This window comes from Pseudomonas sp. WS 5412 (assembly GCF_012985615.1).
In the GTDB taxonomy this organism is placed as follows: domain Bacteria; phylum Pseudomonadota; class Gammaproteobacteria; order Pseudomonadales; family Pseudomonadaceae; genus Aquipseudomonas; species Aquipseudomonas shahriarae.
The window spans coordinates 41,446-67,443 of record NZ_JAARMB010000003.1 but is presented as its reverse complement, the minus strand read 5'-3'; the positions used below and the strand labels follow the sequence as shown (position 1 = coordinate 67,443).

Sequence of the window (25,998 nt, the reverse complement as noted above, 5' to 3'; positions counted from 1 at the left end):
ACAAAAAAATGGAGCACATGATGAGCCCACGTAATTTCTCGCTGCCGCAATTACAGAGCATTCACACCGCTGAAGCCCGCCTGCTGGCTGAGGCGCTCAAACCTGACACGACATTCAACCGTATCGAAATTGCCGCCAATATGCTGCGCGCCTTGTGCGAGTCGGGCCACCGGGGCGATGCCGCGAACGCGGCGCAGTGTCAGCAATTGTTGTACATCCTGTCGCTGAGCGATGACGTCGTCACTGCCTCGACCCGGCGCTGGCTGGCCAATGCCATCTATGGCGTGCAAGAGCGTTTCATGCCGTCTGCGGACCTGGCATCGCCCTTGTCCGAAGCTGGCTTCCAACAGCGCCTGGAAGAGGAAATCGCCGCGCAGTCGCGGGAAAACCATCCGATGTCGCAGTACATATTTGAAGGCAAGGCCTCCCGTGAGCAACTGCAGGTGTTCCTGCATCACCAGTGGTTCCGCACCTTCCGCCTGTACCGTGACGCCGCGGACCTGCTGGTCAACCTCACCGACGTGGACGAGGCAGCCGCGCTTGGCCGTTACCTCTACGGCGAGCTGGGCGAAGAGGACGAGCAGCGCTCCCACCCACGGCTGTTGGCCAAGCTCCTCGGCGCCGTGGGCCTGCCTGCTGATTTCGACGCCATCTCGACCATGCCTGAAGAGATCGCCTACCTGAACAACCGGGCCCGGTGCTTTCGCAACCCGGATGTCGGCTGGGGCCTGGCGGTGTTCTACATCACCGAACTGGTGGTTCCCGGCAACCACGGCAAGTTGTACAACGCCTTGCGCAACGCTGGCCTGAGCCAGGACGACGCGGAGTACTACGAAGTGCATATCAGCCTTGTCCCGCCGCGGGCCAAGCGTGAATGGGCGCTGATCTCACGGCGTATTCCGGACCTCGCGTTCCAGAATTCATTCCTGACGTCCCTGGCCCAGCACTTCCGGCTGGAGAGGGCTTATTACGACGCTGTCTGGGAAGAAGTGCAGCGCGTGAAGTAGCCCTCCCTGGACAACGCGAGTAACCCGACATGCCGAGTCATATATCAGAATCCCGTATCCACGGGGGCGCTTACTCGTCCCCGGAATTTGCCGCGATCTTCTCTGATGCCAATCAGGTGCAGAAGTGGCTCGATGTTGAAACAGCGCTGGCGGCGACCCAGGCGCAGATGGGCATCATCCCCCATGAAGCTGCGCGGGAAATCGCCCGGGTGGCCAGTGTGGAGCTGCTCGACCTCGACGCACTGGGGCGCGAGAGCATGGAAACCGGGCACATCCTAGTGCCGACCATTCGCGCACTGGAGGCCTTGTGCGCCGATGGGTTGGGTGAATACGTGCATTACGGCGTGACCACCCAGGACATCCTCGACACCGGGCTCATCTTGCAGGTTCGCGATGCCTGGGGCCTGGTCTTGCAGCGTTTGCGGGGGATTCGTGGGCATTTGCTCACGCTCGCCCTGCAGCATAAGCACACGCCGATGGTCGCCAGGACCCACGGGCAGCAAGCGCTGCCCACCACGTTTGGCTACAAGGTCGCGGTGTGGGTCGATGAAATTGATCGACACCTTGAGCGCTTTGATGAGGCGTATGCCCGGGTAATGGTGGGCAACCTGACCGGCGCCGTGGGCACCTTGGCGGCCTTGGGCACACAGGGCCTGGAGGTGCAGCGCCGGACCCTGGAAAGCCTTGGCCTGGCGGCACCGTTGAGCAGTTGGCACAGCGCCCGCGACCGGGTGCTGGAGGCGGCCTGGCTGCTGGTCCAGGCCTCGGCGACCTTGGGCCGGGTCGCCAATGAGATCTACCACCTGCAACGCACCGAGATAGATGAAGTGCGTGAAGGCCGCCGGGCAGGGCAGGTGGGGAGCAGCACCATGCCCCACAAGCAAAACCCGTCGACGGTGGATCTGATCAGCGCGCTTTCGCGGCTGGTACGCGCACAAATGCTCGCGCTGACCGATGCGGCGTTCCAGTTGCACGAGCGTGACGGCACCACCTGGCGCATCGAATGGGCGGCCTTGCCGGAGCTGTTCATCTACGCCGGTGCCTTGCTTGCACGGATGGAGGGTGTGCTGCTGGCCGGGTTGGACGTGCGCGAAGCGCGCATGCGCAGCAACCTGGATTTGCTGGACGGGCTGATCCTGTCGGAGCGGGTCATGCTCGCGCTGGCGCCTCGCCTGGGCAAGCAGACGGCCCATCAGTTGGTTCACGAAATAGCTCTGCAAGCCCAAGGCGCGGGTGTTTCTTTTCGCGAAGCCCTGCTCAACGATCAGCGTTTGCACGGCTGTTTCACCCGCCAAGCGCTCGACGACCTGCTTGACCCGACCACCTACACGGGGCTTGCGGCACAGATGGTCGAATTGGTGGCGAACAAAGCGATACCCCGGTCTTCAAGCGATGGCCTTGAAGCGGTGATGGCAACCCCAGGAAATGTCGGTCAGTCCCAGTACGCGATGGAGGGTATGTGATGGATTCGCAAACGTTGGAAAAGGTAGCCCGTGCATCTTGCACCGCTCGTTCGGAACACCTCGGCCTGGGTCATGACGGCGAGCAGTGCCGGCACGAACACAGCCACATCCTCGACTCGAAAACCCACGGTTCAGGCTATGCCGGCCCGCAGAGCCGCAAGATCTTCTGCAGTCACTGCCGCCTGCAGCGCTGGCTGGATGTGGAAGCTGCGCTGGCCATGGCCCAGGCCGATGTCAATATCATCCCGCTCGAGGCCGCCCTGGAGATCGAAAAAGCCGCCTTGCTGTCGGGCATCAATGTGCGCCAGTTGGCCGAAGGCGTGGCTGCCACCGGTCATTCGCTGATGCCCTTGCTGAGCGCCCTGCAAAAAAACTGCAGCCCGAGTGCCCGTGAATTCGTGCACTACGGCGCCACCACCCAGGACATACAGGACACCGCCCAGTCCATGGAAATGCGCGACGTCCTCGACGCGATGGACCTGGCCCTGGAGACCTTGCTGGGCAAACTGTCGACGCTGGCCGATGCGCACCGTGATTCGCTGATGGTCGCCAGGACCCATTCGATCCCAGCCTTGCCAACCACCTTTGGGCTGAAGGTCGCCGGCTGGATTGATGAACTGCTGCGCCACCGCCAGCGCCTGGCTGAGGCCCGCCAGCGAGTGCTGGTGGTGCAGCTGTTTGGCGGGGTCGGCACGATGGCGGCGTTCGGTCCGGACGCGATGCCCATGCTGGAGCGTTTTGCGCAGCGCTTGTCGCTGCAAGTACCCCTGACCGGATGGCACGTATCCCGTGACCGTGTCGCAGAGTTCGTCAGTACCTTGGCCATGGTCACGGCATCGCTGGCCCGTGTGGCCGACGAAATCCGCACGCTCAATCGCTGGGAAATCGGCGAGGTGGAAGTGGGCTGGAGCGATCAGCAGATCGGCAGCAGCACCATGCCCCACAAGCGCAACCCCGAGGGCTGCGAGCAGGTCGTGGTCCTGGCGCGGTTGGCCAAGGCCCAGGTCGTGCTCGCGCTGGACGCGATGATCCTCGAGCACGAGCGCGATTACCGTGGCACGCGCCTGGAGTGGTGTGCGGTGGCGGACGTTTCGCACTATGCGCTGATGGCGCTCTCGATCCTGACCGAGACCATCGACGGGCTGACCGTTACGTCAAGAAGATGGAATGCACCGCTCAGGGCTATGGCGATGCGATCTGCACCGAAGCCGTGGTGTTCGAAATGGCACGCAAGCTCGGCAAGAGCAGCGCCTACCAAATCATCTTCGAAGTGTCCCAGGCGAGCCAGCGCGATCACGTGTCGATCCGCACGGCGATCGAGGCCGATACCCGGGTGGTCGCTGTCATGGATGCAGGCGTCCTGGCGCGGCTGTTCGAGCCCAGAAGCCATCTGGGCATGTCCGAACGCATTGTCGATAACGTGCTGTCCAAACTGACGGACCGCTGACCCTTGCTCAATGAGCAGGCTTGCAAACTTATCAAGGAGAGACAGATGTCTAAGGTTATGGAAGTTGATAAAACCAAGGTCCAGCAGTTTTCCGCGCGGATCATGGAGGATTACGGCAACACACTGCGCGGTGCGATGCTCTACATCGGTGACCAGCTTGGCCTGTTCAAGGCACTGGCCGACGGAGAGGCCGTGACCCTGGAACAGCTGGCGCAGAAGACCGGCTACAACGCACGCTATTTGCGCGAATGGCTGGGCAGCATGGTCACCGGCAGCTATGTGACCTATGACGCGCAAACCCGTAGCTACCAGATGCCCGCTGAATTTGTGCCGGTTCTCGCCGATGAAGACTCGCCCTATTTTGCCGGTGGGATCATTCAGCTGAGTGTGCCGTTCGTGAGCATGGCGCCCAAGGTCATCGAAGCTTTTCGCCACGGTGGTGGTTGCGCCGAAGAGGCGTTTCCGCTGGAAACCTGGAAAGGCATGGAGCGCATGACCATGCCTTGGTACAAGCACTACTTGGTCCAGCACTGGATTCCTTCCCTGGACGGCGTCGAAGAGAAGCTCAAGACCGGCGGCAGTGTCCTGGATTTCGGTTGCGGCGCCGGCCTTGCGGCGATCACCATGGCCAAGGCGTACCCTGAGGCCCGGATTGTCGGCTGCGACTTTCACCTGCCTTCCATCGAGCTGGCACGGGCCAATGCCGAGGCAGCCGGGGTCGGTGACCGGGTGCAATTCGAGGTGAACGATTCGGATGCCTTGCGAGGCCAGCAATTCGACTTCGTGACCACCTTCGTGGTGATCCACGATGCCACCGATCCTCAGCAGATGCTCAAGGACCTGCGCGCCGCGACGGCCGAAGACGGCACCTACCTGATGGTCGAGCTCAACCTGTCCGAAGAGCTTCACGAGAACATGAACCTGTTCGGTCGAGTGATGTATCCGCAGAGCACCCTGTATTGCATGACCTGCTCGCTGTCCCACGGTGGGGCAGGGCTGGGGGCGTTCATGGGCGAGAAGCGCGCACGGCAGATGGCGCAAGCCGCCGGGTTCAGCCACTTCCGCAAGGTACCTTCCGAATGGCCGCCAATGCCCGCGTTGTTTGAACTCAAGCCGTGACCTAGCGTGCCCGGGGGCGTGTGGTACACGTTCCCGGGCACGCTCCTGCGACACCTGCGTGATGGACCGCCCAACTCTGTTATCGTGGCGCCCCTCTGAACGCACGGAAGCAATCACCCATGGATTTCTGCAAACCCCTGGCAATCGTCCTCTTGGTGTCGATTGGCAACCCCGCTGTGGCCGCCGAAAACAATAACCCGTTCCAGGGGGCGCTCATGCTCACCTCGGTAGCGCCCTTTGTGATTACCTCGGGAGCCACCGCAGGCACTTCCTACATTCCAGAGCTTTTCAAATCCTCCAAAAGTGACGCGCTGGCGTTCATTGGCTCCGATGGCGAGATCCGGGGTGCACAGTTCGAGCAGGCAAGCAGGTTTTACCGCTCGACCTACAAGCCGCCGCTGATGTCTGACGCACAGCTGGCCCTGGCGATCGCGGCCTCATCTATACCGGCACTCTAGTGTTGGTTGTTCACGCCGCTCAACGGAACGTATGATCTGAGCCAGCCCTCCTTAGTTGGGGCTGCGCCGACTCACACCCGTTGAAGGACATGAGCATGCAAAAGCACTTCGGTAATTCAGGCCTGTTCAAGGCTGCTTCGTATCACTGCAACAACTCCCTGGTGAGCGGCATCGCGCGCTGGGAGCTGAAAAACATTGCGCTGAATACGAAGGAGTTTTTGATATGTCCAAAGAACTACTCGGAGTTTTTGCTCTAGGGTTGATGGTGATCGGTGAGTTTTGTGCAATCTACAGCGAGGTAGTCACCGCCAGGCTGGCCCATGCCGGCGACGGTTCATGGCAGGCATTCATCATGCCTGTAGTGCTGATGTGCTTTGCCGGGCTTTGCCTGTTGGGCGCCTATTGGCTGGGGTATGTGGCGGTCGGTGATATCTGGATCGTCACCGTGGTCTCGGTCACGTCCTTGCTGCTACTGGAGCCTGTGGTGGTCTGGGCGCTGTTCCATGAGGCACCTGGGCGCGGCGCATTGATCGGCTTTTGCCTGGGGGCGCTGGGGATGCTGGCTACGGTATTGCTGTAGTTGCACTTTTCTGGCCCGGCATGCAGATGCCGGGCACCCCGCTTTCAGCCAAATCCCACACAAAGAAAAGCCCGCGATGGGGAGTGCGGGCTTAAAGGTTTTCACTAGGAGCTGGGATCACCTTAGGCGCCCGACTGTGAAAGGGATGTGAAAGCGTTAAGCAATCTGCAGTCGCGCTGATCAGCGCTGTGTCGATAAGCGATAAACCCCCACCGGCCACTGCACCAGGGATTTACCCTTGTTGAACAGGGCTACGCGGTCCATTTGTGGTGTGGGCAGCCACAACGTCCCGTCCTTGTCCAGGAAGGGCGCGTCAACCCAATGCAGGCGCTTGTCCACGATCAGGGTTTCGATCTGTCCGTCAGGGCGGCGCACGCGCATGGCGTCGTGGGCCAGATCGGAAAAGTACAGGTTGCCCTGTGCATCCATGACCGAACCTCCCGTTGCCGGTATATCGGCAAAGAATTCTACCCGCGCGGCCAGTTGTTCCGGGGGCAGGGCCGGGTTCGCAAGGTCCTGGATCCGCACCTTGAACCACGGGCCTTGCAGCGCGCCATAGTACAGCCAGACGCCGTCAATGCTGACTTCCAGCGGGTCGGCGTTGACGCGCAGGGGTTGGCCGTTGGGGGCCTTGACCACCTGGTTGCTGAGGATCAAGTCCCGGTCAGGCCGGGCGACCACTGAGGCATGCTGGTTCAGCACGCGCCGGGCTTCGCCGGTCTCCAGGTCGACGACAATAATGCCGGCATTTCCCGCATCGGTGAGGAAGGCCTTGCCGGCGCTGAAGCGGACGTCGTCCACGTAGCTGCCGGCCATGGCGATATCCGGCCCGAAGAAGTAGGTGCGAACCACCTGGTTTGTAGGCAGGTCGATACACACCAGCTTTGCGCCTTGGCTGACAGGGTTGCCGCCGAATTCGGGCGAGCCGGTGTCCACTACCCACAGTTTGTCGCCCTCCAGGCGCAGGGCATTGATATTCACGAAGACGTTGGCAGCATCCCGCCCTGGTGCCCAGCTGTTCCAGGCACCGCTTGGATAGGCAGCGCGCTGGCCATTTTGGTCGATTGCCGTCAGTTGTGGCCCCTGGGTCCCGGTCCAGCGTGGCCCCGAGAGAAACGTGCGGCCGCTATAGTGCGCTACGGCGTTCCAGATCTGCCCGGAGCTTTGGACCGCAACGTCCAGCTCGGGCTGTTTGACGGTGGCGCACCCGGCAAGCAGTGCCAGCATGGCGGCGCCCAGCAGCAAACGGGTCATGAGCGTGCTCCCCCAGCGCGGGCACAGGTATCCCACAACTCGGTGAGGCGTTGATGGAGGGTGTGCATGAACTGGCTGACGGTGGCTTTCGACATGATGATTCTCCTGCATCTGGTGACGTGACCTAACGAGGAGATAGCTTGATTGCTGGCGTTTAACTGAAAAAGCCCAGGTTCGATGCAATCAGTTTCTTCAAAATATTGATAATCCGCGTTCACACAGCCCAATACGCCACGTTCGTTGCGCAATGTTTCCCCGGGTGAGAAGTTGGCCTAATTGTGAACGGTTATCATCTGCCGCCTATGCCATTTTCTTCCGCACGCATCCTGGTCATCGAGGATGACCTCGAGCTGTGCCCCTTGCATAAACACGCCGGCAAGCCCTTGTCCAAGCGGCGCAAGCTCGTGGCGATGAACCTGCAGATGCTCAGCCAGGGGCGTTAGGTCCGCCAGGCTGGCACGCCCTTGTCGTCGATCGTCCAGTGCGGCTGCCCCGGTACGATCTGCACGCCACCGACCCAGCGCTCGTGGCTTGCATGATCGGGCCAGTACTCGCTGCCACTCAACACCCGGTGGCCCAGGGGCGTCAGCGCCAGTGTGCGGCCAGGCCAGGGTAGGTGGCTGTCGGACTCAGTCAGCAAAGGAGAGGCCCCGTCGATCAGCGGCCGCATCAGGGCATGGAACATCATGTCGCCGAGGTAGGGCAGGGGTTCACGCTTGGCCATCAGCTCGGCGAACACCCGGGCAAACGGCGTGGGGCCGACTTCGGCCAGATATTGCAGGGCCAGGCGCTCGGTCAGCGACAAGCCATCGCGAGCGCCAGGCAACTCCTGCAACTGCCGGCGCAGTGCCGGGGCCAGCAAGGGCAAGGCGGGGTGGGGGTTGCGGACCAACTGTGCCAAGGCCACGGGCGAGCTGTCGCAATAGGCCGCCCACGCCTGCCGCGCCAATTGGCGCATGGGCTCGTCAACTGGCCGGCGCTGGGGCCACAGCCAGGCCAACACCTGCGGGGCCAATTGCCCGATGCCGATAAAGCGCTGCACGCCGGGAATGCGGTCGACCGCGATCAACTCCAGCCTGGCCGGCGTGTGCTGAAGACCTGCCAGGGCACGGATCAGGAACAGTTGGTCATAGGCATCCGCTTCGCACCACAACACGCTGTGGTCGGCGCTGCCCAGCTCTTCAAGATGGCGGTACTCATCGTCCAGGCGGCGTGCGGCATCTGCCACATCCAGGGTAAACGCCTGGCCGATGAAGCGCGCCCGCATCGCCCGGTAGGCCTCGCCAGGCAAGGCCTGGACCGGGCCCATGCACAGCGGGTCGCTGAGCATCCGAAACCGCCCCTTGAACCCCGCCACGCCAAGGCTGTGGGCAATATCATTGCCGCAGCGCCAATGGGTGGTGCGCGCTTCATCGCTGGCTTCGAAACCGGGGTGGTTGGCGGCAAAATCCACTGCATCCACATGGGCCTTGAGCTTGGGCCAACTGCTGAAACCCAGTTGCCGGGCAATCAGCCATTGGGCATCGGAAAGCGTCGGGTGCGGGTTGGCCAGCAGCGCCAGTTCGGTTGGCGCGGTGCCATGTTTCAGGCGCTGCAACAGTTCCTTGGCGCGCTTGCGCTGCTGCTCAAGGTTGATACGACCGTCAGTGGCCGATGAGGCGGGGCGTTGCGACATACGATCTCCTTGCACAAACCTTGTCCGCTTTAAGGTTGGGAGTCGTAGTGATGAGGTCTGCAGTCATGTCCTGGGCGCAGCCCTTTCCGCGGAAGGTGGCGTAGATGGCGCCTGGCGCGAATATAGGTAGGGGGAGGGTGGATTGCAAGGTGTTCTGTTTCTGGATGTTGAAATCGGCAACTTCTCCAAGAGCCGAAAAAACACTTGAGGTAGCCTTATTTCCTACAGACAACAAGGAGTCGTCATGCAACGAAAAACCATCAATCCCCCGACAGTCTTCAACTCCCTGCAATACGGTTTCAGCCAGGCCATGGAAGTGCGCGAGGGCCGGCGCATTCTCTTGTCCGGCCAGGTGGGGGTGGATGCAGACGAGCGCACCGTCGGCCCCGGCATCGCCGAGCAGACCGCCACCGCCCTGGACAATATCGAAAAGGTACTGGCCGCGGCCGAGGGCGATCTGTCCCATGTGATCATGCTGCGCCTGTATATCGTCGAGTCCGCCCGCGATCAGCAGGAGCCTATCGCTGCCGCGCTGCGCGAGCGTTTCCCCGACAATCCGCCGCCGTCGTCATGGATCATCGTCAGCGGCCTGTCGCTGCCCGAGTGGTTGATCGAGATCGAGGCGGAGGCGCTGATTCCGGGGTGATCAATAACGCATCATCACCGACTTGAGTTCGGTGTAGTCCTCGATAAACGCGCTGCCAAACTCCCGGCCAATTCCCGAGGATTTGTTGCCACCGAACGGCACGGCCGGGTCGAGCAGGGTGTGCATATTCACCCATACCGTGCCGGCGTTGATCGCCGGGACCATGCGCAGCGCCTTGCCCAGGTCGTTGGTCCACAGGCTGGCGCTGAGGCCGCCAGCGGTGTGGTTTATCAACGCCAGCAACTCATCCTCGTCGTCGTAGGGCAGGAACGTGGCGATGGGGCCGAAGGTCTCTTCGGTGAGCAGCGTGTCGTTGATGCTGTTGGCGAGAATGATCGTGGGCTCGACATAGCAACCCGGCCGATCCATTGGCTGGCCGCCATGGATGATTGTGTTGTTTTCGGCGCGGGCGGTGGCAAAAAAACCTTCCAGCTTCAGCTGGTGCTGACGGTGGGTGACCGGGCCGAACTCGGTGCGCTCATCCAGTGGCGAGCCGATATTCAGTCGGCTCAAACGCTGGGCCAGGGCTTGCATGACCGGGTTGATCTGCGAGCGGTGGACGAAGAACCGCTCGGCCGCCGCGCAGATTTGCCCCGAGTGCAGGAACCCGGCTTCGATAATGCCGTTGACGGCGGTTTCCAGCTTCACATCGGGCAGGAACGCCGCGGCGTTTTTGCCACCCAGTTCCAGGGTCGCGCGGGTCAGGCCGGCACCCATGGCCGCGCTGCCCACCGCAAGGCCGGTGGGCACCGAACCGGTGAATGACACCTTGTCGGTGCCGGGGTGTTCGATCAGCCCCTTACCCACCTGGCCGCCGCCGGTCAGCACATTCAGCACGCCAGCGGGCAGGCCGGCTTCCACCGCCAGTTCGGCAATGCGCAGCAGGGTCAGCGGCGTGAACTCGCTGGGCTTGATGATGATGCTGCACCCGGTCACCAGGGCCGAGGCGAGTTTCCAGATGGCGATCATGGTCGAGAAATTCCACGGCACGATGCCTACCACCACGCCCACCGGTTCGCGCAGGGTGAAGGCGGTGTAGCGCTCGCCGGCAAACGAAGGCAGTGACGGGGTGAGGGTCTGGCCGCTGATCTTGGTCGCCCAGCCTGCGTAATAACGCAGGAAATGCGCGGCCTGGTCCACCTCGAACGCCCGGGAAATCTGGATGATCTTGCCCGACTGACAGGTCTCGATCTGTGCCAGCTCCTCACGGTGGCGTTCCAGCAGGTCGGCGAGTTTGAGCAGCACGTTACCGCGCACTGCGGGGGCGGTCAGGGACCATTGTTTAAAGCCGTGCCTGGCGGAGGCCACGGCCAGCTCGATATCACTGGCTTGCGCGTCGGCGACCGTGGCGATGACCTGGCCGGTGGCGGGGTTGATCACCGCCAGGGTCTGGCTGGACTGGCTGGGGACGTAGCCGCCGTCGATAAACAGGCCGTGGTCTCGACGCAAGAAGGCTTCGACGGTGGGCAGCAGCGCGATATCGCTCATGGGGAGGTTCCTGATCAAAAGGGAAACCCCGAGGCTAACCAACGCTGCAGGCGACAGCTTGACTGTGCCTGCCGGGGCGTATGTCTGTGGCTGCCATGCCCCTGTGGGAGCGGGCTTGCCCGCGATGGCTGAGTGTCAGTCGATACATTCGGCGGATGAACTACCGCTATCGCGGGCAAGCCCGCTCCCACAGGGGAAGTGCGGTGGCTCAGGTGCAACCCACGGCTTAGAACGGCACCGCCACCACCAACTGGCTATACACGTTGGTGCCGTTGCCACCGACCTGGTTGCCGCCCGCCTCCTGGTCCTTGTCCGGTTGGTACAGGCCAATCAACGGCGTGATGATCAGGTGTTCGTTCACCGCCCATTCGACATACAGGTCCAGCTCGCGGCCATCCAGGTCGAGCATGTTGCGCTTGCTGACAGTCTGGTAGTCGAAGAACAGTGCGCCGAGGGTCAGGTTGTCCAGCGGCTTGACCTTGAGTGCCACGTGCTGCACCGAGGTGTTGCTGTTGTAGGGCCCGGAGTAGTTGCCCGCTACTTCGCCCTGGACCCAGGTACCCAACCCTCGATTGAAACCAGCGAATAGCGCATCCCAGTTTTTCGAGTAGCGCGCATAGCGGTAGGTCAGGTCCGGCGACCAGGGCAGGTCGGTGAAGGTGTAGCCGGCCTCGGCGTACCAGGCTTTTTCCGGGCCGGGGTCTTTGTCCTGCCAGGCGTATTCAAACGAGAAGTGCGCGTTGTCGATCCCGGCATTCCCGGTGCCGCGCAGGCTGTAGAGGTTCATGCCCTTGCGTTGGCGTTGCAGGTCGTTGGCAAACCGCTCGTCCACGTCGATGCCATGCAGGTAGGTCAGACCCAGGGTGCCTGGCGCTGCGCTGTATTCCAGGGTGCCGATGGCCATTTCGGTCAGGGCCTGGGCGCGGTTGTCGGACTCGATCCACATCAGGCTGCCATGCAAGCCGTCCTTGCCGCCCAGGCGCATCACTGCCGCCTTGTCGAACGCATGCCGCGCCGCGATGTAATAGGCGCCGCCGCGGTCGAACTCACCGTCGGCCACGCCATTGCCCAGGTTCGGGCCATCGTCGTTGATGATAAAGCCGTCGCCCACGGTGATGATCTGGCGCCCGTACGACAGGTCCAGGCCATCCTTGCCCAGGGCCGGCAACAGGTCCCCCGAGCGCCAGCCGGCAAAGGCTTCGTCGAACTTGGTGGTGCGCTCGCTGCCGTCGGTCACACGGGAGGCATCGCCATCGCCCCAGGTGCCGGAACTCACCAGGTTGGCGGTGCCATACACACTGGCGTTGCCGCCCAGGGTCTGCTCGACGCTCAAGCCGTACTTGATAAAGCCTTCACGCCAGGTCGAACCGCCCTGGCTGCCCTCGTAGTTCTTGCGGCTGTTGAACATGCCGTACACGGCCAGGAAGTTGCCGGTGACGGTGGTGTCGTCGTCGGCATACAGTTCGATTGCCTGGGCTGAAGGTTGGCCAATCAACAGCGCCAGACCCAGGCCGACAGCCGGGCGCAGGTGGCGGGTTTTGCGTGTGTGCTCCATTGTTATAGTCCCCCAAGGGTTAAGTTGAGGGCGCATTAGGGCGAGCGTCGGCGGCGCAAGTCTTTCACCTGCGTGCCAGGTAATTGATCCTGGCCGCCAGGCTGCAAGCCCTGGCAGGGAGCAACAAAACCGGCGGCAGCCAGGGGCAAGACGATCAGGCGGGGCGGGGCGCACAGTGCAAACACTTCTAAAAAATCCCTTTCGAGGATCTGCACCATGTCGAGCAATGACAGACTTACTGCGCACCTGAACCGGGGCACGGTGGGTTTCCCCACCGCGTTGGCCAGCACCATTGGCCTGATCATGGCCAGCCCGGTGATTCTCACCGCGACCATGGGCTTTGGCATCGGCGGCAGCGCGTTTGCGCTGGCCATGCTGCTGGCCGTAGTGATGATGCTGGCCCAGGCCACGACCTTCGCCGAGGCCGCCTCGATACTGCCTACCACCGGCTCGGTGTACGACTACATCAATTGCGGCATGGGCCGTTTCTTTGCGATCACCGGCACCTTGTCGGCGTATTTGATCGTGCATGTGTTTGCCGGCACCGCCGAGACCATTCTCGCCGGGGTCATGGCCCTGGTGAACTTCGAACACCTCAACACCCTGGCCGAATCCGCCGGTGGCTCGTGGCTGCTGGGTGTCGGTTTTGTGCTGGTGTTCGGCGTGCTCAATGTGTTTGGCGTCAGTGCCTTTGGCCGCGCCGAGATCATCCTCACCTTCGGCATGTGGACCACCTTGATGGTGTTTGGCGTGCTGGGCCTGATCGCCGCGCCCGCAGTGCAACTGGACGGCTGGTTTGGTGAGTCCCTGGTGGGCACCGACCTGGTGACGGTGCTGTCGTTGGTGGGCATGGCGATGTTTATGTTTGTCGGCTGTGAATTCGTCACCCCGCTGGCGCCGGACTTGCGCCAGTCGGCCAAGGTCATGCCCCGGGCAATGATGCTCGGCCTGATGGGCGTGGCAACGTGCATGTTCATCTATGGCGCAGCGATGAAGCGCCAGGTCGAAAACGTGGTGCTGGACGCGGCCAGCGGCGTGCATCTGCTGGACACACCCATGGCCATTCCACGCTTTGCCGAACAGGTGATGGGGCAGATCGGGCCGCTGTGGCTGGGCATTGGCTTTCTGTTTGCCGGCGCCGCCACCATCAACACCCTGATGGCCGGTGTGCCACGCATTCTGTATGGCATGGCGGTGGATGGCGCGTTGCCCAAGGTCTTCACCTACCTGCACCCACGCTTCAAGACCCCGGTGCTGTGCATCCTGGTGGCGATGCTGATTCCGTGCCTGCATGCGCTGTACCTGGGCGGCAACACCGACAACATCATGCACCTGGTACTGGCGGCGGTGTGTGCGTGGAGTTTCGCCTACCTGTTGGTCACGGTGTCGGTGGTGATCCTGCGCATTCGTCGCCCCGATTTGCCACGGGCTTATCGCTCGCCGTGGTTCCCGCTGCCGCAGTTGCTGTCCAGCGCCGGCATTCTGTTGGGCATGTGGTTTATCACGCCGCCGGGGATGAACCCGGCGGATATCTATGTCCCGTTCGGCGTGATGCTGGGCGGTACTGCGGTGTATGCGCTGTTCTGGACCCTGGTGGTGCAGAAGGTCAATCCATTCACGCCGGCGTCGGTGGAAGACGTGCTGGCCAAGGAGTTTGCCAATGAACCGGGTCACGCTCATCACGGCTATGTCAGCACTGCGGCAAAAGCTGTCTGAACTGTTCAGTGCGCAACGGGCGCCCGCCGGCTATCAGCCTGGGCGCACCCTGGGGCAGTTGCAGCGCAACCTCGGGCTGGCGCGTTTCGAGCAGGTATCGCCGACTTTGGCGCACGCCGTCCTGGACGACGACAGCCTGCACCTGGAAATCCGCGAGCGCACCGAATCGCAGTTGTTGATGCACCTGGTCATGACCGAATTCAGCCTGCGCCTACCCGCCTCGGCAGAGGGCGCGGCACGCTTTGAATTGCACCATGGCGGGGCCATTCGACGAACTGGAATCTGCTGCCGGCAGCGCGCGGGCGAGGGGGCATTGCTGGGGCAATTGCAGGCGCGCTTGCAACAGGACAGCGCGCTGCACGAGGCATTGATGCCCCTGGATTTCAAGCGCCTGCACATCGAGCTGCATGCCCAGCAATGGCACGTACGCCTGGAGCACATGGGCGGCAGCGAGGTGGTCAACCGCATGCCGGCCTTCCGACGCTACATTGCCCTGAGCCGTGAACAGCGGGATGTACTGCTGGCTGCGCTGCTCGGCTTGCAGCGCGTATTGCGCACGCTCTGATTGGCATCATTAGTGCTAACACAATGGTGGACAGGTACTTGTTGCGCGCATATAGATAACATGTTAACTATTGCCCGACAAAAACAATAAGCCATTGTGGAGACACCCATGGGTATCCAACAGAGTGCACAACAGGGGCTCGACACCTGGAACCGCGACTTGCGTGCCATGTGCGGCCACTTCGACACCGAACTGGCCTTCAACCGCTCGCTGTTTATCGGCGAGTTCTCCCTGCTCGCCAGCGACGGCCTGTCGTTGGCCAGCCTGCGTACCAATGCCGGGTTGATCAAGCGCCAGGCGACCAACCCCGACCGCGATAACGATCAGGATTGCTTTTTGGTCAGCCAGCGCAGCGGCTATTCGCAGATCGTGCAGAACGGCCAGCGGGTGCAACTGGCCCCTGGCGAACTGCTGCTGATGGACTCGGTGGGCTCAATTGAAATCACCCCATTCGGTTTGATCGAGCATGTCTCGCTGTCATTGCCGCGCACCCAGGTGTGCAAGCAGATGGGCAGCCAATCAAAGACCTTTGGCAAGATCTCCTCCAGCAAAGCCTGCGGGCGCATGTTGCATGTGTTGATGGATCAGTTGTGCAAGGGCAGCGAGGGTGCCGAGGACGAGGTTGAGGCGCTGCAGTGTGCCTTTGTGTCACTGCTGGGCTCGGCCCTGGAGCAGGACGATGACCCGCGCGAGGACGTGGCCGCGTTGCAGGGCAACAACCTGCGCAGCTACGTGCAGAAAATCATTGATGAGTCTCTGAGCCAGCCTGGCTTGAGCCCGGTGGGCCTGGCCAGCCGCTTGAACATCTCGGTGCGCCATTTGTACCGGCTGTTCGAAGAACAGGACGACAGCGTCTGCCGCTACATCCAGCGCGCGCGGCTCAAGCGCAGCGCCGATGACTTGATCAACCCGTTCCTGCGCAGCGAGTCGATCACCTCGATTGCCTACAAATGGGGCTTCACCGATTCTGCGCATTTCAGCCGTTCGTTCAAGAAGCAGTTTGAGCAGTCGCCCAAGGCGTTTCGCAGTAGCCGGTTGCAGCAGGTGGTAGGAATGGCCTGACCGCGACTTATCAATCAGCCCACCCCCAATGTGGGAGCGGGCTTGTGTGGGAGCGGGCAAGCCCGCTCCCACACCAAGCAACGCAGTTATGCGACCGCGAAGTAGTGCTTGACGAAACTCTCGCTGACCACTTCCCACAGCACGGGTGTGCCCTGGGTCACGAACCAGCTGTCACCGGCCTGGTAGCGGGTGGTTTGGCCGGTGTTTTCGTCGGTCAGGCGCACCTCGCCGGTGACCACTGTGGCTTGTTCATGAAACGGGTAGACCATGCGGAATTTGCCCTGGGTGGTGCCGAAATAGGCGCTGCTGACTTTGTCGGTGGGCGCACCAAAAGTCATTTTGCCGAAAGCCTTGAGCTCGCCGGCGAGGATCTCGGAGCCGAGATCGGCAACGGTGCCCCAGGCGTCGAGTTCAGACAGCTGGATATCTTTCTTGAGGGTAACGAGGGCCATACAGTTGCTCCTGAGGGATAAAAATGGAGTTAGCGGCGACCATTCCAGTAACCGGACAGTTGGTGCCAGGATTTGCCGGCGGTCAGCAGCAAGGGGCGGATTGCGTCCTTGCCGATAATCGTCGGGCGGTGGATTGAGCTGACCAGGTCATAGCGCGCCGAGCCTTCGCTCATGCCTTCGGCCAGGACCTTGCAGATGATGTGGCTGGGGGTGACGCCAAAGCCCGAGTAACCCTGGACGAAGAACGCATTGCTGCGCCCCGGCAGGGTGCCGATCTGGGGGAACAGGTTGGGGCTGCAGGCCATCGGGCCGCCCCAGGCCAGGTCGATTTTCACGTCCTTGAGGTAGGGGAAGATCTTCAGCATCAACTTGCGGTTCCAGGCTTTCAAATCGCCGGGAATGTGCTCTACCAGCGGCGTGGCGGCGCCGAACAGCAGGCGGTTTTCGTTGGTCACGCGGTAGTAGTCGATCACCGGGCGGATGTCGCTGTAGGCCCCGCGAATCGGGCTTATCCGCTGGATCAGTTCTTCGCTCAACGGCTCGGTCATCATCTGGAATGCGTAGGTGTTGATGGTCGAGCGATGCAGCTCCGGCTCCAGCTTGTTGAGAAAACTGTCACAGGCCCACAACAGCTTGCTGGCCTTGACCGAGCCGCGCCCGGTGCGCACGGTGATGAGCTCGCCATAGCTGACTTCCAGGGCCGGGCTGTTCTCGAAGATCCGCACGCCAAGGCCGGCCAGGGCGGTGGCTTCGCCCAGCAGCAGGTTCAGCGAATGCACATGCCCGCCGCCCATATGCAACAGGGCGCTGCTGTAGGCGTCGGAGCCGATGATCTGCTGGACGTCGGAGCCGCCGAGAAAGCGGATTTCATGCTTGCTGTTGATCGACTTGAAGTCTTTTTCCCAGGCCCGCAGGGTCTTTTCCTGACGGGCGTTGAAGCCCATATAGCCGTAGCCATGGCAGAAATCGGCGTCGATGTTGTACTTGGCGATCCGGTCTTTGATGATGTCGGCGCCCAGGTCACTGATCTCGAACACTTGGCGCAGGCCGTCTTCGCCGACGTCTTGCTTGATTTTCTCCAGGTCGTGGCCGATGCCGGCCATGATCTGCCCGCCATTGCGCCCGGTGCCGCCAAAGCCCAGGTAGCGCGCCTCCAGCACGACAATATTGGTGATGCCCTTTTCTGCCAGTTCCAGCGCCGTGTTGATCCCGGAAAAGCCGCCGCCGATCACGACGACGTCGGCCTCGATGTCCTGCTCCAGGGTGGGAAAGCTCAGGTTGTACTTCTTGGTCGCGGTGTAATACGTGGGGGTTTCAATAGTGATCATGGCGCAGCCTGAAAAGTGAAGGAAGGCTCTAAAGCAGATGTCTTCATTAGGGGCTTTGGCGGCAGCAATGTCTTGATCCTGCGTGCCGGGGCTTTTGATTCAGCGCGCCATGGACGTGCGCGACCATTAAGTTATAGCGCTTGCGCGGGGTGGGGATGTTAGAGTTTCGTTAAAACATTAACTAAATATCACGTGACCCTGACTCTATGCTCAAACCCCGGCAGTCCCTGACCCTCACTTTGCTACAGGCCCGCGAAGCGGCCATGAGTTTTTTCCGCCCCTCGCTGAACGAGCACGGCCTCACCGAGCAGCAATGGCGGGTGATCCGCATCCTCAATCAACACGATGAACTGGAGATTTACCAACTGGCGGAACTGGCCTGCATCCTCAAACCGAGCATGACTGGCGTGCTGGTGCGCATGGAAGCGGCGGGGATGATCCATCGGCGCAAGGCCGAGCAGGATCAGCGGCGGGTACTGGTGACCCTGGCGGATAAGGGGCGGGCGAGTTTTGCCTCCATGAGCCAGTGCATGGAGGCCAACTACCAGCGCTTGCAGGAGCAACTGGGGGAGGAGAAGTTGCAGACTTTGCTGGGGCTGTTGGATGAGCTGAAAAACATCAAGCGCTGAAACACGATCTCTCAAACACCACGCATCCAAAATGTGGGAGCGGGCTTGCTCGCGAAAGCAGTGGTTCAGTCACCGAATATATTGACTGACACACCGCTTTCGCGAGCAAGCCCGCTCTCACATCGGGTCCTGCGGCGTTTGAAGGTGATTAGTAGACGCCGCCAGTGCTCGCTGGCGCGGGTTTGTCTTTGAACTTGCCCACCAACCCCTGCAACCCACGCATCAGCACCGTGGTATCCACCCCCACCGCGACAAACCCCGCGCCCAGTTCGATGTAACGCCGGGCCAGTTTCTCATCGGCACTGAGAATCCCCGCCGCCTTGCCCGCCTGGCGGATCCGCGCAATGGCATCTTCGATTGCCGCTTGCACCTCTGGGTGTCCCGGATTGCCTCGGTGGCCCATGGAGGCACTCAAGTCCGCCGGGCCGATAAACACGCCGTCCACTCCCTCGACGGCGGCAATCGCGTCGAGGTTGGCCAGGCCTTGCAGGCTTTCGATCTGCACCAGCAGGCACATCTGTGCATCGGCCTGGTCCAGGTAGCCGTCGATGCTGTTCCAGCGCGAAGCCCGCGCCAGCGCACTGCCCACACCGCGTATGCCCTGGGGCGGATAGCGCATGGCGCGCACCAGCTCCCGGGCCTGGGCGGCGCTTTCGACCATCGGCACCAGCAGGGTCTGCGCGCCGATATCCAGCACCTGCTTGATCAGCGCGGTATCGCCGATCACCGGGCGAATCACCGCCGCGCTGGGGTAGGGCGCCACGGCCTGCAATTGGCCGAGCATGCCGCGCACGTCGTTGGGGGCGTGTTCGCCGTCGATCAGCAGCCAGTCGAAACCGGCATTGGCCGCCAGTTCCGCGCAGTACGCGTCCGCCAGGCCCAGCCACAGGCCGATCTGCGTTTCACCGCTGGCGAGCCGCTGTTTGAAGCGGTTGACAGGCATGTCCATGAATCAGTCCTCCAGGGGTCAGACGAAGCGGCAGGAAATCGAACCGAGCATGTCGTAGTCGACATGGAAGGTATCGCCCGGGCTGGCCGCCACCGGCCGGGTAAACGAGCCGCCGAGGATGATCTGCCCCGGCAGCAAGGTGACGTCGTAGGGCGCCAGCTTGTTTGCCAGCCAGGCCACGCCCTTGGCCGGATGGTTGAGCACGGCGGCCGAGACCCCGGACTCTTCGATCACGCCGTTGCGGTACAGCACCGCCGGCACTTTGCGCAGGTCGATTTCGGTTGGCCGCACCGCGCGGCCGCCCATGACCACCCCTGCATTCGCGGCGTTGTCGGAGATGGTGTCGAACACTTTGCGCGTGGCCTTGGTGTGTGGGTCGATCTGCTGGATACGCGCGTCGATGATTTCCAGGGCCGGGATCACCCACTCGGTGGCGTCGAGCACATCGAAAATCGTGCAGTTGGGGCCCTTGAGAGGTTTGCCGAGGATGAAGGCCAGTTCGACCTCGACCCGCGGCACGATAAAGCGCTCGAACGGAATGTCGGTGCCTTCCTCAAACAGCATGTCATCGAGCAGCGCACCGTAGTCCGGTTCGGTGATGTTCGACGACACCTGCATCGCCCGCGAGGTCAGGCCGATCTTGTGCCCGACCAGCTTGCGGCCGCCCTTGATCTTCTGGGCGACCCAGGCGCGCTGGATGGCGTAGGCGTCCTCGATCGTGATCGCCGGATGCTCAAGGGAAAACTGGCGTACCTGTTCGCGGCTGCGTTCGGCATGGTCCAGCTGGGCGGCGGCTTGCAGGATGAGCTGTGGATCAAGCATGACAAGGGTCTCTTACTGAGGGTTGACGATGGCAGCGTTGGTGCGCAGCACCAGCAGGCCGCCAAGGGCGATAAACAGCGCCAGCACGTACAGGGCGAGGCTGGCGCTCTGGGTGGTGTCGCGCATCCAGCCGATCAGGTACGGCGCGAGGAACGAGGCAATGCTGCCAAACGAACTGATCATGGCGATCCCGGCCGCCTGGGTGCAGTTGGACAGGAAGGCCGGCGGCAGTTGCCAGAACATCGGCAGCGCGGCGCTGGCGCCCATGCCGGCGACGATCAGGCCGCCCATCACCACCAGCGAGTTGCCCGGTGCCAGGCCGGCCACCGCGATCCCCGCCGCCGCCATCAGCAATGGCACACACAAATGCCAGCGGCGTTCGCGGTTGCGGTCCGAGGAGCGTCCGCAGCCGATCATGAAGAAGCAGCCGGCCAGGTACGGCACGGCGCTCAGCAGGCCGACCTGGCTGTCGCGGCCGATGCCGGCGCCATGGATCAGGGTGGGCATCCAGAACGCCAGGGTGTTGACCGCCAGCATCACCGCAAAATAGATCGCTACCAGCAGCCACACTTGCGGGTCGCGCAGGATGCCGCCAAAGGAGGTGATGGATTTGCGCTTTTCCTCGGTGCTCAACTGTTCGCGCAATTGTTGTTTCTGCGCAGGCTCCAGCCATTTCACCGTTTCAAAACTGTCCGGCAGGTACTTGAGCACCACCAGGCCCAGCAGCACCACGGGTGCGCCTTCGATCAGGAACATCCACTGCCAGCCGCGCATCCCGCCGAAGTCGTGGAAGTTCTCCAGGATCGCCCCCGAGAGCGGCCCGCCAATCACCCCGGCCATGGGCACGGCGATGGCGAACAGGGCGGTGATCTGCGCACGTCGGCGCGCCGGGTACCAGCGGTTGAGAAACACCAGGATCCCGGGGAAGAAACCCGCCTCGGCCACGCCCAGCAAAAAACGCAGGACGTAGAAGCCGGTGGAGCTTTCGATCCACAGCATGCTGGTGGACAGGATGCCCCACACCACCATCAGGCAGGCGATCCAGCGCCGTGGCCCAACGCGGTCCAGGGCAATGTTGCTGGGCACGCCGAACAGCGCGTAGGCGATAAAAAACAGACCGGCCCCGAAGCCATACACCGTGTCGCTGAAATGCAGGTCGTTGCTCATCTGCATCTTGGCGAACCCGATGTTGATCCGGTCCAGGTGGGCAAACAGGTAACAGATCAGCAACAACGGCATCAGGCGCCAGGTGACAGTGCTGTGGGTGCGATCATGCTCGGCAAGGGTGACGCTGTGGGCGGTATTGGCTGTGCTCATGATGTTGTACTTTTTGTCTGAGAGGCCGTTGGGGGAGGCGGGGGGTCAACCCGCCTGGTTGCTTAAAAACGCGTGGACGTTGTTCTGTTTGAAATTCAACTGCGGGTGCAGCTCGACCATCTCGAAGGACAGCGCCAGCAGCCGTTGTGCCTGCAGGGCGGCGAAGTGCTCGGTGATCACCATGAACAAGGTTTCAGCCACCGCCTGACGGGTAGGCAGGTCGCGACCGTGGCCGACCTTGAGGGTCATATGGACGAAGGCGTAGTCGTGCTTGCCATCGGCCATGCGCCAGGTGTCCAGGCGCACCGCGCGGCTGCGGATGCCGCCGAGGGGGAACACGCCACTGTCTCCCAGCACCTGGTGGACCTTTTCAAACAGCCCTGGCAGATCGGCCTGGGGTTCGAGGTTGTCGGTGTATTCGGCGATGAAATGCGGCATGCAAAGCCTCCTTCTGTAGGCGATTTAATGTGGGCGCTGTGTCGCCGGGCGAGGCTGCGCCCACATCTGCGGGTGTTGAATTCAGAGCGGGAAAATGGCGTTGATCTGGCCGGTGCCGGAGCTGCCGAACGGCTCGGTGATGATCTCGGCCGGGCGGTTGTACTCAGGCCCGCCGAGCAAGCCCAGGAGCATCGCGGTGTCGTGCATCTTGCCCTCGCCAAAGCAGTGTTCGGCGTAGTCCGGGAGCATCGCGCAGAACTCCTTGAAGCGGCCTTCGCGCCACATCTGCACCACGTGCATATCCACTTGCTTGTCGAACTCGCGGGTCCAGTTGTGGATGTTGGCTTCGGCTTCGCGGTCGTCGGAGAAGCGGTGCGACAGTGACCCGGAAGCCAGCACCAGCACCTTGCGATCACTCTTCTCGATGGCCCGGCGCACGGCGGCACCGAAGGCGAAGCTGTCTGCCAGGCGATGCCAGGCGCACCAGGCGGCGATGGAGATCACCTTGAATTTCTGCTCTTGGGGCACGTCCATGTGCATGTAGCGCATGGGCACCAGGGTGCCGTATTCCAGCTCCAGGCTCGGGATGTTGTGGTTCATGGTGCGCACCCCGGCCAGGTTGGCTTCGGCGGCAATCAGTTCACCCAGTTCCGGGCAGCCGGGGTAGGCGTACTCCATGTTCTTGATGAAGTGCGGCAGCTCATTGCTGGTGTAGGTGCCCTGGAAGCGCTCGCCACCGTTGACGTGGTAACCGCTGTTGACCAGCCAGTGCACATCGAATACCACAGCGGTGTCGGCCCCCAGTTCACGGGCGCGGCGCCCGATCTCCTTGTGCCCGGCAATCGCCGCCTCGCGGCAACCGTGGTGCTTGCCCGGCAGTTCCGACAGGTACATGGAAGGCACGTGGCAGATTTTCGCCGCCAGGACTACTTCACCCATGATCATTCTCCTGATTTCATTATTCTTGTTGGTGCGCTACGGACCCTGTAGGAGCCAGCCCCGGCGGGTTACACGCCCCAGCGCGGGATGTGGTGGCTGCCCATGGAAATGCACACGTTCTTGATCTCGGCGAACACTTCGAAGCTGTACTGGCCGCCTTCACGACCGGTCCCCGAGCCCTTGACCCCGCCGAACGGCTGACGCAGGTCGCGCACGTTCTGGCTGTTGATAAACACCATGCCGGCCTCGATGCCACGGGCCAGGCGATGGGCCTTGCCGATGTCCTGGGTCCAGATATAGGACGCCAGGCCATACTCGGTCTCGTTGGCCAGTTGCAGGGCCTCGGCTTCGTCCTTGAAGGGAATCAGGCACACCACCGGACCGAAGATTTCTTCCTGGGCGATGCGCATGTTGTTGTTGACATCGGCGAACACGGTTGGCTGGATAAACTGCCCGCGTGCCAGGTGCGCCGGCAGGTTGGCCGGCCGCTCCAGGCCGCCTGCAACCAGGTTGGCGCCTTCTTCTAGGCCAATCTTGATGTAGGCGGTGACTTTGTCATAGTGGGCTTGCGTGATCATCGAGCCCACCTGGGTGTTCGGGTCTTGCGGGTCACCGACAATCAGGCGTTTGGCGCGGGCGGCGAACTCGGCGACGAACTGCGGGTACACGCTCTCCTGGATAAACACCCGGCTGCCGGCGGTGCAGCGCTCGCCGTTGAGCGAGAAGATGGTGAACAGCGCGGCATCCAGGGCCCGTTCGAGGTCGGCGTCTTCAAAAATCAGCACTGGCGACTTGCCGCCCAGCTCCATGGAGTACTTTTTCAGGCCGGCGGTCTGCATGATCTTCTTGCCGGTGGCGGTGCCGCCGGTAAAGGAAATCGCCCGCACATCCGGGTGACGCACCAGGGCATCACCGGCGGTGGCGCCGTAGCCCTGGATCACGTTGAGCACGCCCTTGGGGATCCCCGCTTCCAACGCCAGGCGTCCCAGTTCGTTGGCGGTCAGCGGCGACAGCTCGGACATCTTCAGTACCGCCGTGTTGCCCAGGGCCAGGCACGGGGCGGTCTTCCAGGTGGCGGTCATGAACGGTACGTTCCATGGCGACACCAGCGCGCACACACCCACCGGTTGGTACAGGGTGTAGTTGAGCATCTGGTCGTCCACCGGGTAGCTGTGGCCGTCCATGCGCGTGCAGACTTCGGCGAAGAAATCAAAGTTGTGCGAGGCCCGAGGGATCAACACGTTCTTGGTCTGGTGGATCGGCAGGCCGGTGTCCAGGGTTTCCAGTTCGGCCAGGTGCGGTACGTTCTGCTCGATCAGTTCGCCGAGCTTGCGCATCAGGCGCGCGCGCTCCTTGGCCGGGGTGTTGGCCCACTTCGGGAAGGCTTCCTTGGCCGCAGCCACGGCCTGGGCGACTTCTTCGGCGCCACCGCTGGCCACTTCACCAATCGCCTCGCCGGTGGCGGGGTTGTAGTTGATGAAGGTGTCTTTGCTTTCGACCTCGCGGCCGTTGATCCAGTGTTTGATCATGGGGTTCAAGCCTCTTTCCGGGCGGCGAAAAAGTCCGCCTCGCTGACAATTCGGTTGACCAGGCGGCCGACGCCTTGCACTTCCACCACCACTTCATCCCCTGGCACCACATCGGCCAGGCCTTCGGGGGTGCCGGTGGCGATCATGTCGCCGGGTTGCAGGGTCATGAAGCTGGACAGGTATTCGATCAGGTAGGGGATATCGAAAATCATGTCGCGGGTGCTGCCTTCCTGGCGCAACTCACCGTTGATCCAGGTGCGCAGGGTCAGGTTGCCTGGGTCCGGCACATCGGCCACGTCGACCATCCATGGGCCGACCGGGGTGGTGGCGTCGCGGTTTTTCACACGCAGGTTGGGGCGGTAGTAGTTTTCCAGGTAGTCGCGGATCGCGTAGTCGTTGCACACGGTGTAGCCGGCCAGGTACTCCAGGGCGTCCTCGCGCTTGACGTTGCGCGCCGGCTTGCCGATCACCGCCACCAGCTCGCACTCGTAGTGCATATAGGCGATGTTGTCCGGGCGCCAGGTGATCTGGTTGTGCCCGGTGTAGGTGCCTGGCGACTTGATAAAGGCCAGCGGCTCGGTCGGCGGGGCGAAGGCCAGCTCGGCGGCATGGTCGGCGTAGTTCAGGCCCAGGGCGAACATATTGCCGGTGGCCGGTGGCAGCCACTCGACCTGGTCTTCGGCCAGCAGCCGGCCATCGGCCAGGCGCACAGCGTTATCGGCTTCGACGTGGACCTGATGGACCTGGCCTGCATAGCGGATACGGGCGTGTTTCATGGGTGCTCCTCGGCCTGGATGTGGTTGACCAGGCGGCCCAGGCCGCTGATCTCGACTTCGACGGTGTCGCCGGGCTGCACATCCACCCGGCCTTCAGGCGTGCCGGTGATCAGCACATCGCCCGCATGCAGGGTCATGAACTCGCTGATTTCGGCGATCAAGCGGGGAATGTCGCGCACAAAATTGGCCGTGGTGTTCTGCTGGCGCAACTCGCCGTTGACGAACAGCTTGAGGCTCAACTGATGGGGGTTGGCGATCTGCTCGCGGGCCACCAGCTCAGGGCCCAGGGCGCAGAACCCGTCGCGGCACTTGGCTTTGACGGCGGGGCGGTAGTAGCTGTCTTCCGGCAGGCTGAACTCATTGACGATGACGTAGCCCGCCACGTGCTCCAGGGCATTTTCCACGCTGACGCGGCTGGCGCTTTTGCCGATCACCACGCCCAGGGCCGGGCCCGGTTGCAGGCGTTCGCCGTGGGGCTGGAGCACGATGCCGTCATGGCTGTTGCGGGTGTTGGGGGTCTTGATAAACAGCACCGGCTTGACCGGCGGCTTCTGGTACGGCGGCTGCTCGAATTCGGCGAGACGCTGGTTCAGCAAGCCCTGGTAGTTCAGCGCGACGCCGAACAGGGTGCCGCTGGCAACATCATGCAGGGTACGGCTCATGGATTTCTCCTGGCGATGGCGACTGCTCTGGAGGCAGTTCGTTAATGTGTTAACGTTATAATTAATATGTTAACTACCGTCAAGCGTGGCAAAATCATCGGGTGCAAAAAACAATAAAGAGG

26 protein-coding genes and 1 pseudogene are annotated in these 25,998 nt (G+C 62.3%); 13 read left to right on the top strand and 14 right to left on the bottom strand.

The window, feature by feature from the left end; genetic code table 11:
- The first annotated feature begins 20 nt into the window (after positions 1-20).
- The 7 genes and pseudogenes from HBR94_RS05320 (at position 21) to HBR94_RS05290 (ending at position 6,074) form a co-directional block, all read left to right on the top strand.
- A complete protein-coding gene (locus HBR94_RS05320) occupies positions 21-1,007 on the top strand; it encodes an HOASN domain-containing protein (RefSeq protein ID WP_170044333.1) in 987 nt (328 codons plus the stop codon).
- Positions 1,008-1,036: 29 nt separating this feature from the next.
- A complete protein-coding gene (purB, locus tag HBR94_RS05315; RefSeq protein ID WP_057441691.1) occupies positions 1,037-2,470 on the top strand; it encodes an adenylosuccinate lyase in 1,434 nt (477 codons plus the stop codon).
- Positions 2,470-3,917: pseudogene (locus tag HBR94_RS05310) on the top strand (adenylosuccinate lyase family protein). Before purB ends, HBR94_RS05310 begins: the two are co-directional and overlap by 1 nt.
- A gap of 45 nt (positions 3,918-3,962) precedes the next feature.
- The gene (locus HBR94_RS05305) at positions 3,963-5,036 is read left to right on the top strand and encodes a methyltransferase domain-containing protein (RefSeq protein WP_057444279.1); all 1,074 of its coding nucleotides are present in this window, start codon (positions 3,963-3,965) and stop codon (positions 5,034-5,036) included.
- A gap of 119 nt (positions 5,037-5,155) precedes the next feature.
- A complete protein-coding gene (locus HBR94_RS05300) occupies positions 5,156-5,494 on the top strand; it encodes a DUF2388 domain-containing protein (protein WP_170044332.1) in 339 nt (112 codons plus the stop codon).
- Positions 5,495-5,589: 95 nt separating this feature from the next.
- On the top strand, positions 5,590-5,751 hold the full coding sequence (locus HBR94_RS05295) for a hypothetical protein (RefSeq protein ID WP_162947739.1): 162 nt from the start codon (positions 5,590-5,592) through the stop codon (positions 5,749-5,751).
- 5 nt (positions 5,752-5,756) lie between these two features.
- Positions 5,757-6,074: a hypothetical protein gene (locus HBR94_RS05290; protein WP_057441684.1), complete on the top strand. Its 318-nt coding sequence runs from the start codon at positions 5,757-5,759 to the stop codon at positions 6,072-6,074.
- 180 nt (positions 6,075-6,254) lie between these two features.
- Here HBR94_RS05290 and HBR94_RS05285 read toward each other — a convergent pair whose 3' ends face one another.
- A complete protein-coding gene (locus tag HBR94_RS05285; protein ID WP_170044331.1) occupies positions 6,255-7,328 on the bottom strand; it encodes an L-dopachrome tautomerase-related protein in 1,074 nt (357 codons plus the stop codon).
- A 302-nt stretch (positions 7,329-7,630) separates the two neighbouring features.
- Between HBR94_RS05285 and HBR94_RS05280 the strand changes: the two genes are divergently transcribed.
- The gene (locus HBR94_RS05280) at positions 7,631-7,771 is read left to right on the top strand and encodes a hypothetical protein (protein ID WP_170044330.1); all 141 of its coding nucleotides are present in this window, start codon (positions 7,631-7,633) and stop codon (positions 7,769-7,771) included.
- On the opposite strand, the gene HBR94_RS05275 is transcribed toward HBR94_RS05280, so the two are convergent.
- Positions 7,768-9,003: a DUF1835 domain-containing protein gene (locus HBR94_RS05275; RefSeq protein WP_170044329.1), complete on the bottom strand. Its 1,236-nt coding sequence runs from the start codon at positions 9,001-9,003 to the stop codon at positions 7,768-7,770. The genes HBR94_RS05280 and HBR94_RS05275 overlap by 4 nt on opposite strands.
- A gap of 244 nt (positions 9,004-9,247) precedes the next feature.
- On the opposite strand from HBR94_RS05275, the gene HBR94_RS05270 reads away from it, so the two are divergent.
- Complete coding sequence (locus HBR94_RS05270; RefSeq protein ID WP_057441680.1) at positions 9,248-9,649, top strand: Rid family hydrolase; 402 nt, start codon at positions 9,248-9,250, stop codon at positions 9,647-9,649.
- Here HBR94_RS05270 and HBR94_RS05265 read toward each other — a convergent pair whose 3' ends face one another.
- Both HBR94_RS05265 and HBR94_RS05260 read right to left on the bottom strand, forming a co-directional pair.
- Positions 9,650-11,137 carry an aldehyde dehydrogenase family protein gene (locus HBR94_RS05265; protein WP_170044328.1) on the bottom strand — a complete coding sequence of 496 codons (1,488 nt, stop codon included), beginning with the start codon at positions 11,135-11,137 and terminating at the stop codon, positions 9,650-9,652.
- Between the two features lie 226 nt (positions 11,138-11,363).
- Positions 11,364-12,692: a hypothetical protein gene (locus tag HBR94_RS05260; RefSeq protein WP_170044327.1), complete on the bottom strand. Its 1,329-nt coding sequence runs from the start codon at positions 12,690-12,692 to the stop codon at positions 11,364-11,366.
- Between the two features lie 216 nt (positions 12,693-12,908).
- Here HBR94_RS05260 and HBR94_RS05255 point away from each other — a divergent pair, with 216 nt between their 5' ends.
- The 3 genes from HBR94_RS05255 (at position 12,909) to feaR (ending at position 16,035) form a co-directional block, all read left to right on the top strand.
- A complete protein-coding gene (locus tag HBR94_RS05255) occupies positions 12,909-14,408 on the top strand; it encodes an APC family permease (protein ID WP_170044326.1) in 1,500 nt (499 codons plus the stop codon).
- Positions 14,353-14,973: a DUF3156 family protein gene (locus HBR94_RS05250; protein WP_057441669.1), complete on the top strand. Its 621-nt coding sequence runs from the start codon at positions 14,353-14,355 to the stop codon at positions 14,971-14,973. Before HBR94_RS05255 ends, HBR94_RS05250 begins: the two co-directional genes overlap by 56 nt.
- Before the next feature lie 108 nt (positions 14,974-15,081).
- Entirely contained in the window at positions 15,082-16,035 is a 954-nt protein-coding gene (feaR, locus tag HBR94_RS05245; RefSeq protein WP_170044325.1) for a transcriptional regulator FeaR, read from the top strand.
- Positions 16,036-16,121: 86 nt separating this feature from the next.
- On the opposite strand, the gene HBR94_RS05240 is transcribed toward feaR, so the two are convergent.
- The gene (locus HBR94_RS05240; RefSeq protein WP_057441665.1) at positions 16,122-16,487 is read right to left on the bottom strand and encodes a cupin domain-containing protein; all 366 of its coding nucleotides are present in this window, start codon (positions 16,485-16,487) and stop codon (positions 16,122-16,124) included.
- Positions 16,488-16,516: 29 nt separating this feature from the next.
- Positions 16,517-17,815, bottom strand: coding sequence for an FAD-binding oxidoreductase (locus HBR94_RS05235; RefSeq protein ID WP_170044324.1), 1,299 nt, complete (start codon positions 17,813-17,815; stop codon positions 16,517-16,519).
- Positions 17,816-18,021: 206 nt separating this feature from the next.
- On the opposite strand from HBR94_RS05235, the gene hpaR reads away from it, so the two are divergent.
- Complete coding sequence (gene hpaR, locus HBR94_RS05230; RefSeq protein ID WP_057960125.1) at positions 18,022-18,444, top strand: homoprotocatechuate degradation operon regulator HpaR; 423 nt, start codon at positions 18,022-18,024, stop codon at positions 18,442-18,444.
- A 148-nt stretch (positions 18,445-18,592) separates the two neighbouring features.
- Here the strand turns inward: hpaR and hpaI are convergent, their stop codons facing one another.
- The 8 genes from hpaI to HBR94_RS05190 form a co-directional block, all read right to left on the bottom strand.
- Complete coding sequence (gene hpaI / locus HBR94_RS05225) at positions 18,593-19,393, bottom strand: 4-hydroxy-2-oxoheptanedioate aldolase (protein ID WP_115128601.1); 801 nt, start codon at positions 19,391-19,393, stop codon at positions 18,593-18,595.
- An 18-nt stretch (positions 19,394-19,411) separates the two neighbouring features.
- Positions 19,412-20,215 carry a 2-oxo-hept-4-ene-1,7-dioate hydratase gene (hpaH, locus tag HBR94_RS05220; protein ID WP_057441657.1) on the bottom strand — a complete coding sequence of 268 codons (804 nt, stop codon included), beginning with the start codon at positions 20,213-20,215 and terminating at the stop codon, positions 19,412-19,414.
- 12 nt (positions 20,216-20,227) lie between these two features.
- Positions 20,228-21,532, bottom strand: a complete 1,305-nt coding sequence (locus HBR94_RS05215; protein ID WP_057441655.1) for an MFS transporter — start codon at positions 21,530-21,532, stop codon at positions 20,228-20,230.
- Positions 21,533-21,577: 45 nt separating this feature from the next.
- Positions 21,578-21,970: a 5-carboxymethyl-2-hydroxymuconate Delta-isomerase gene (locus HBR94_RS05210; RefSeq protein ID WP_057441653.1), complete on the bottom strand. Its 393-nt coding sequence runs from the start codon at positions 21,968-21,970 to the stop codon at positions 21,578-21,580.
- 81 nt (positions 21,971-22,051) lie between these two features.
- Positions 22,052-22,909: a 3,4-dihydroxyphenylacetate 2,3-dioxygenase gene (gene hpaD, locus HBR94_RS05205; RefSeq protein ID WP_057441719.1), complete on the bottom strand. Its 858-nt coding sequence runs from the start codon at positions 22,907-22,909 to the stop codon at positions 22,052-22,054.
- A gap of 68 nt (positions 22,910-22,977) precedes the next feature.
- Entirely contained in the window at positions 22,978-24,438 is a 1,461-nt protein-coding gene (gene hpaE, locus HBR94_RS05200; protein WP_170044323.1) for a 5-carboxymethyl-2-hydroxymuconate semialdehyde dehydrogenase, read from the bottom strand.
- A gap of 5 nt (positions 24,439-24,443) precedes the next feature.
- The gene (locus tag HBR94_RS05195; protein WP_057441649.1) at positions 24,444-25,214 is read right to left on the bottom strand and encodes a fumarylacetoacetate hydrolase family protein; all 771 of its coding nucleotides are present in this window, start codon (positions 25,212-25,214) and stop codon (positions 24,444-24,446) included.
- Positions 25,211-25,876 (bottom strand): fumarylacetoacetate hydrolase family protein, encoded by a 666-nt coding sequence (locus HBR94_RS05190; RefSeq protein ID WP_057441647.1) that lies wholly within the window; start codon positions 25,874-25,876, stop codon positions 25,211-25,213. The genes HBR94_RS05195 and HBR94_RS05190 overlap by 4 nt, the downstream gene beginning before the upstream one ends.
- Positions 25,877-25,998 lie beyond the last annotated feature (122 nt).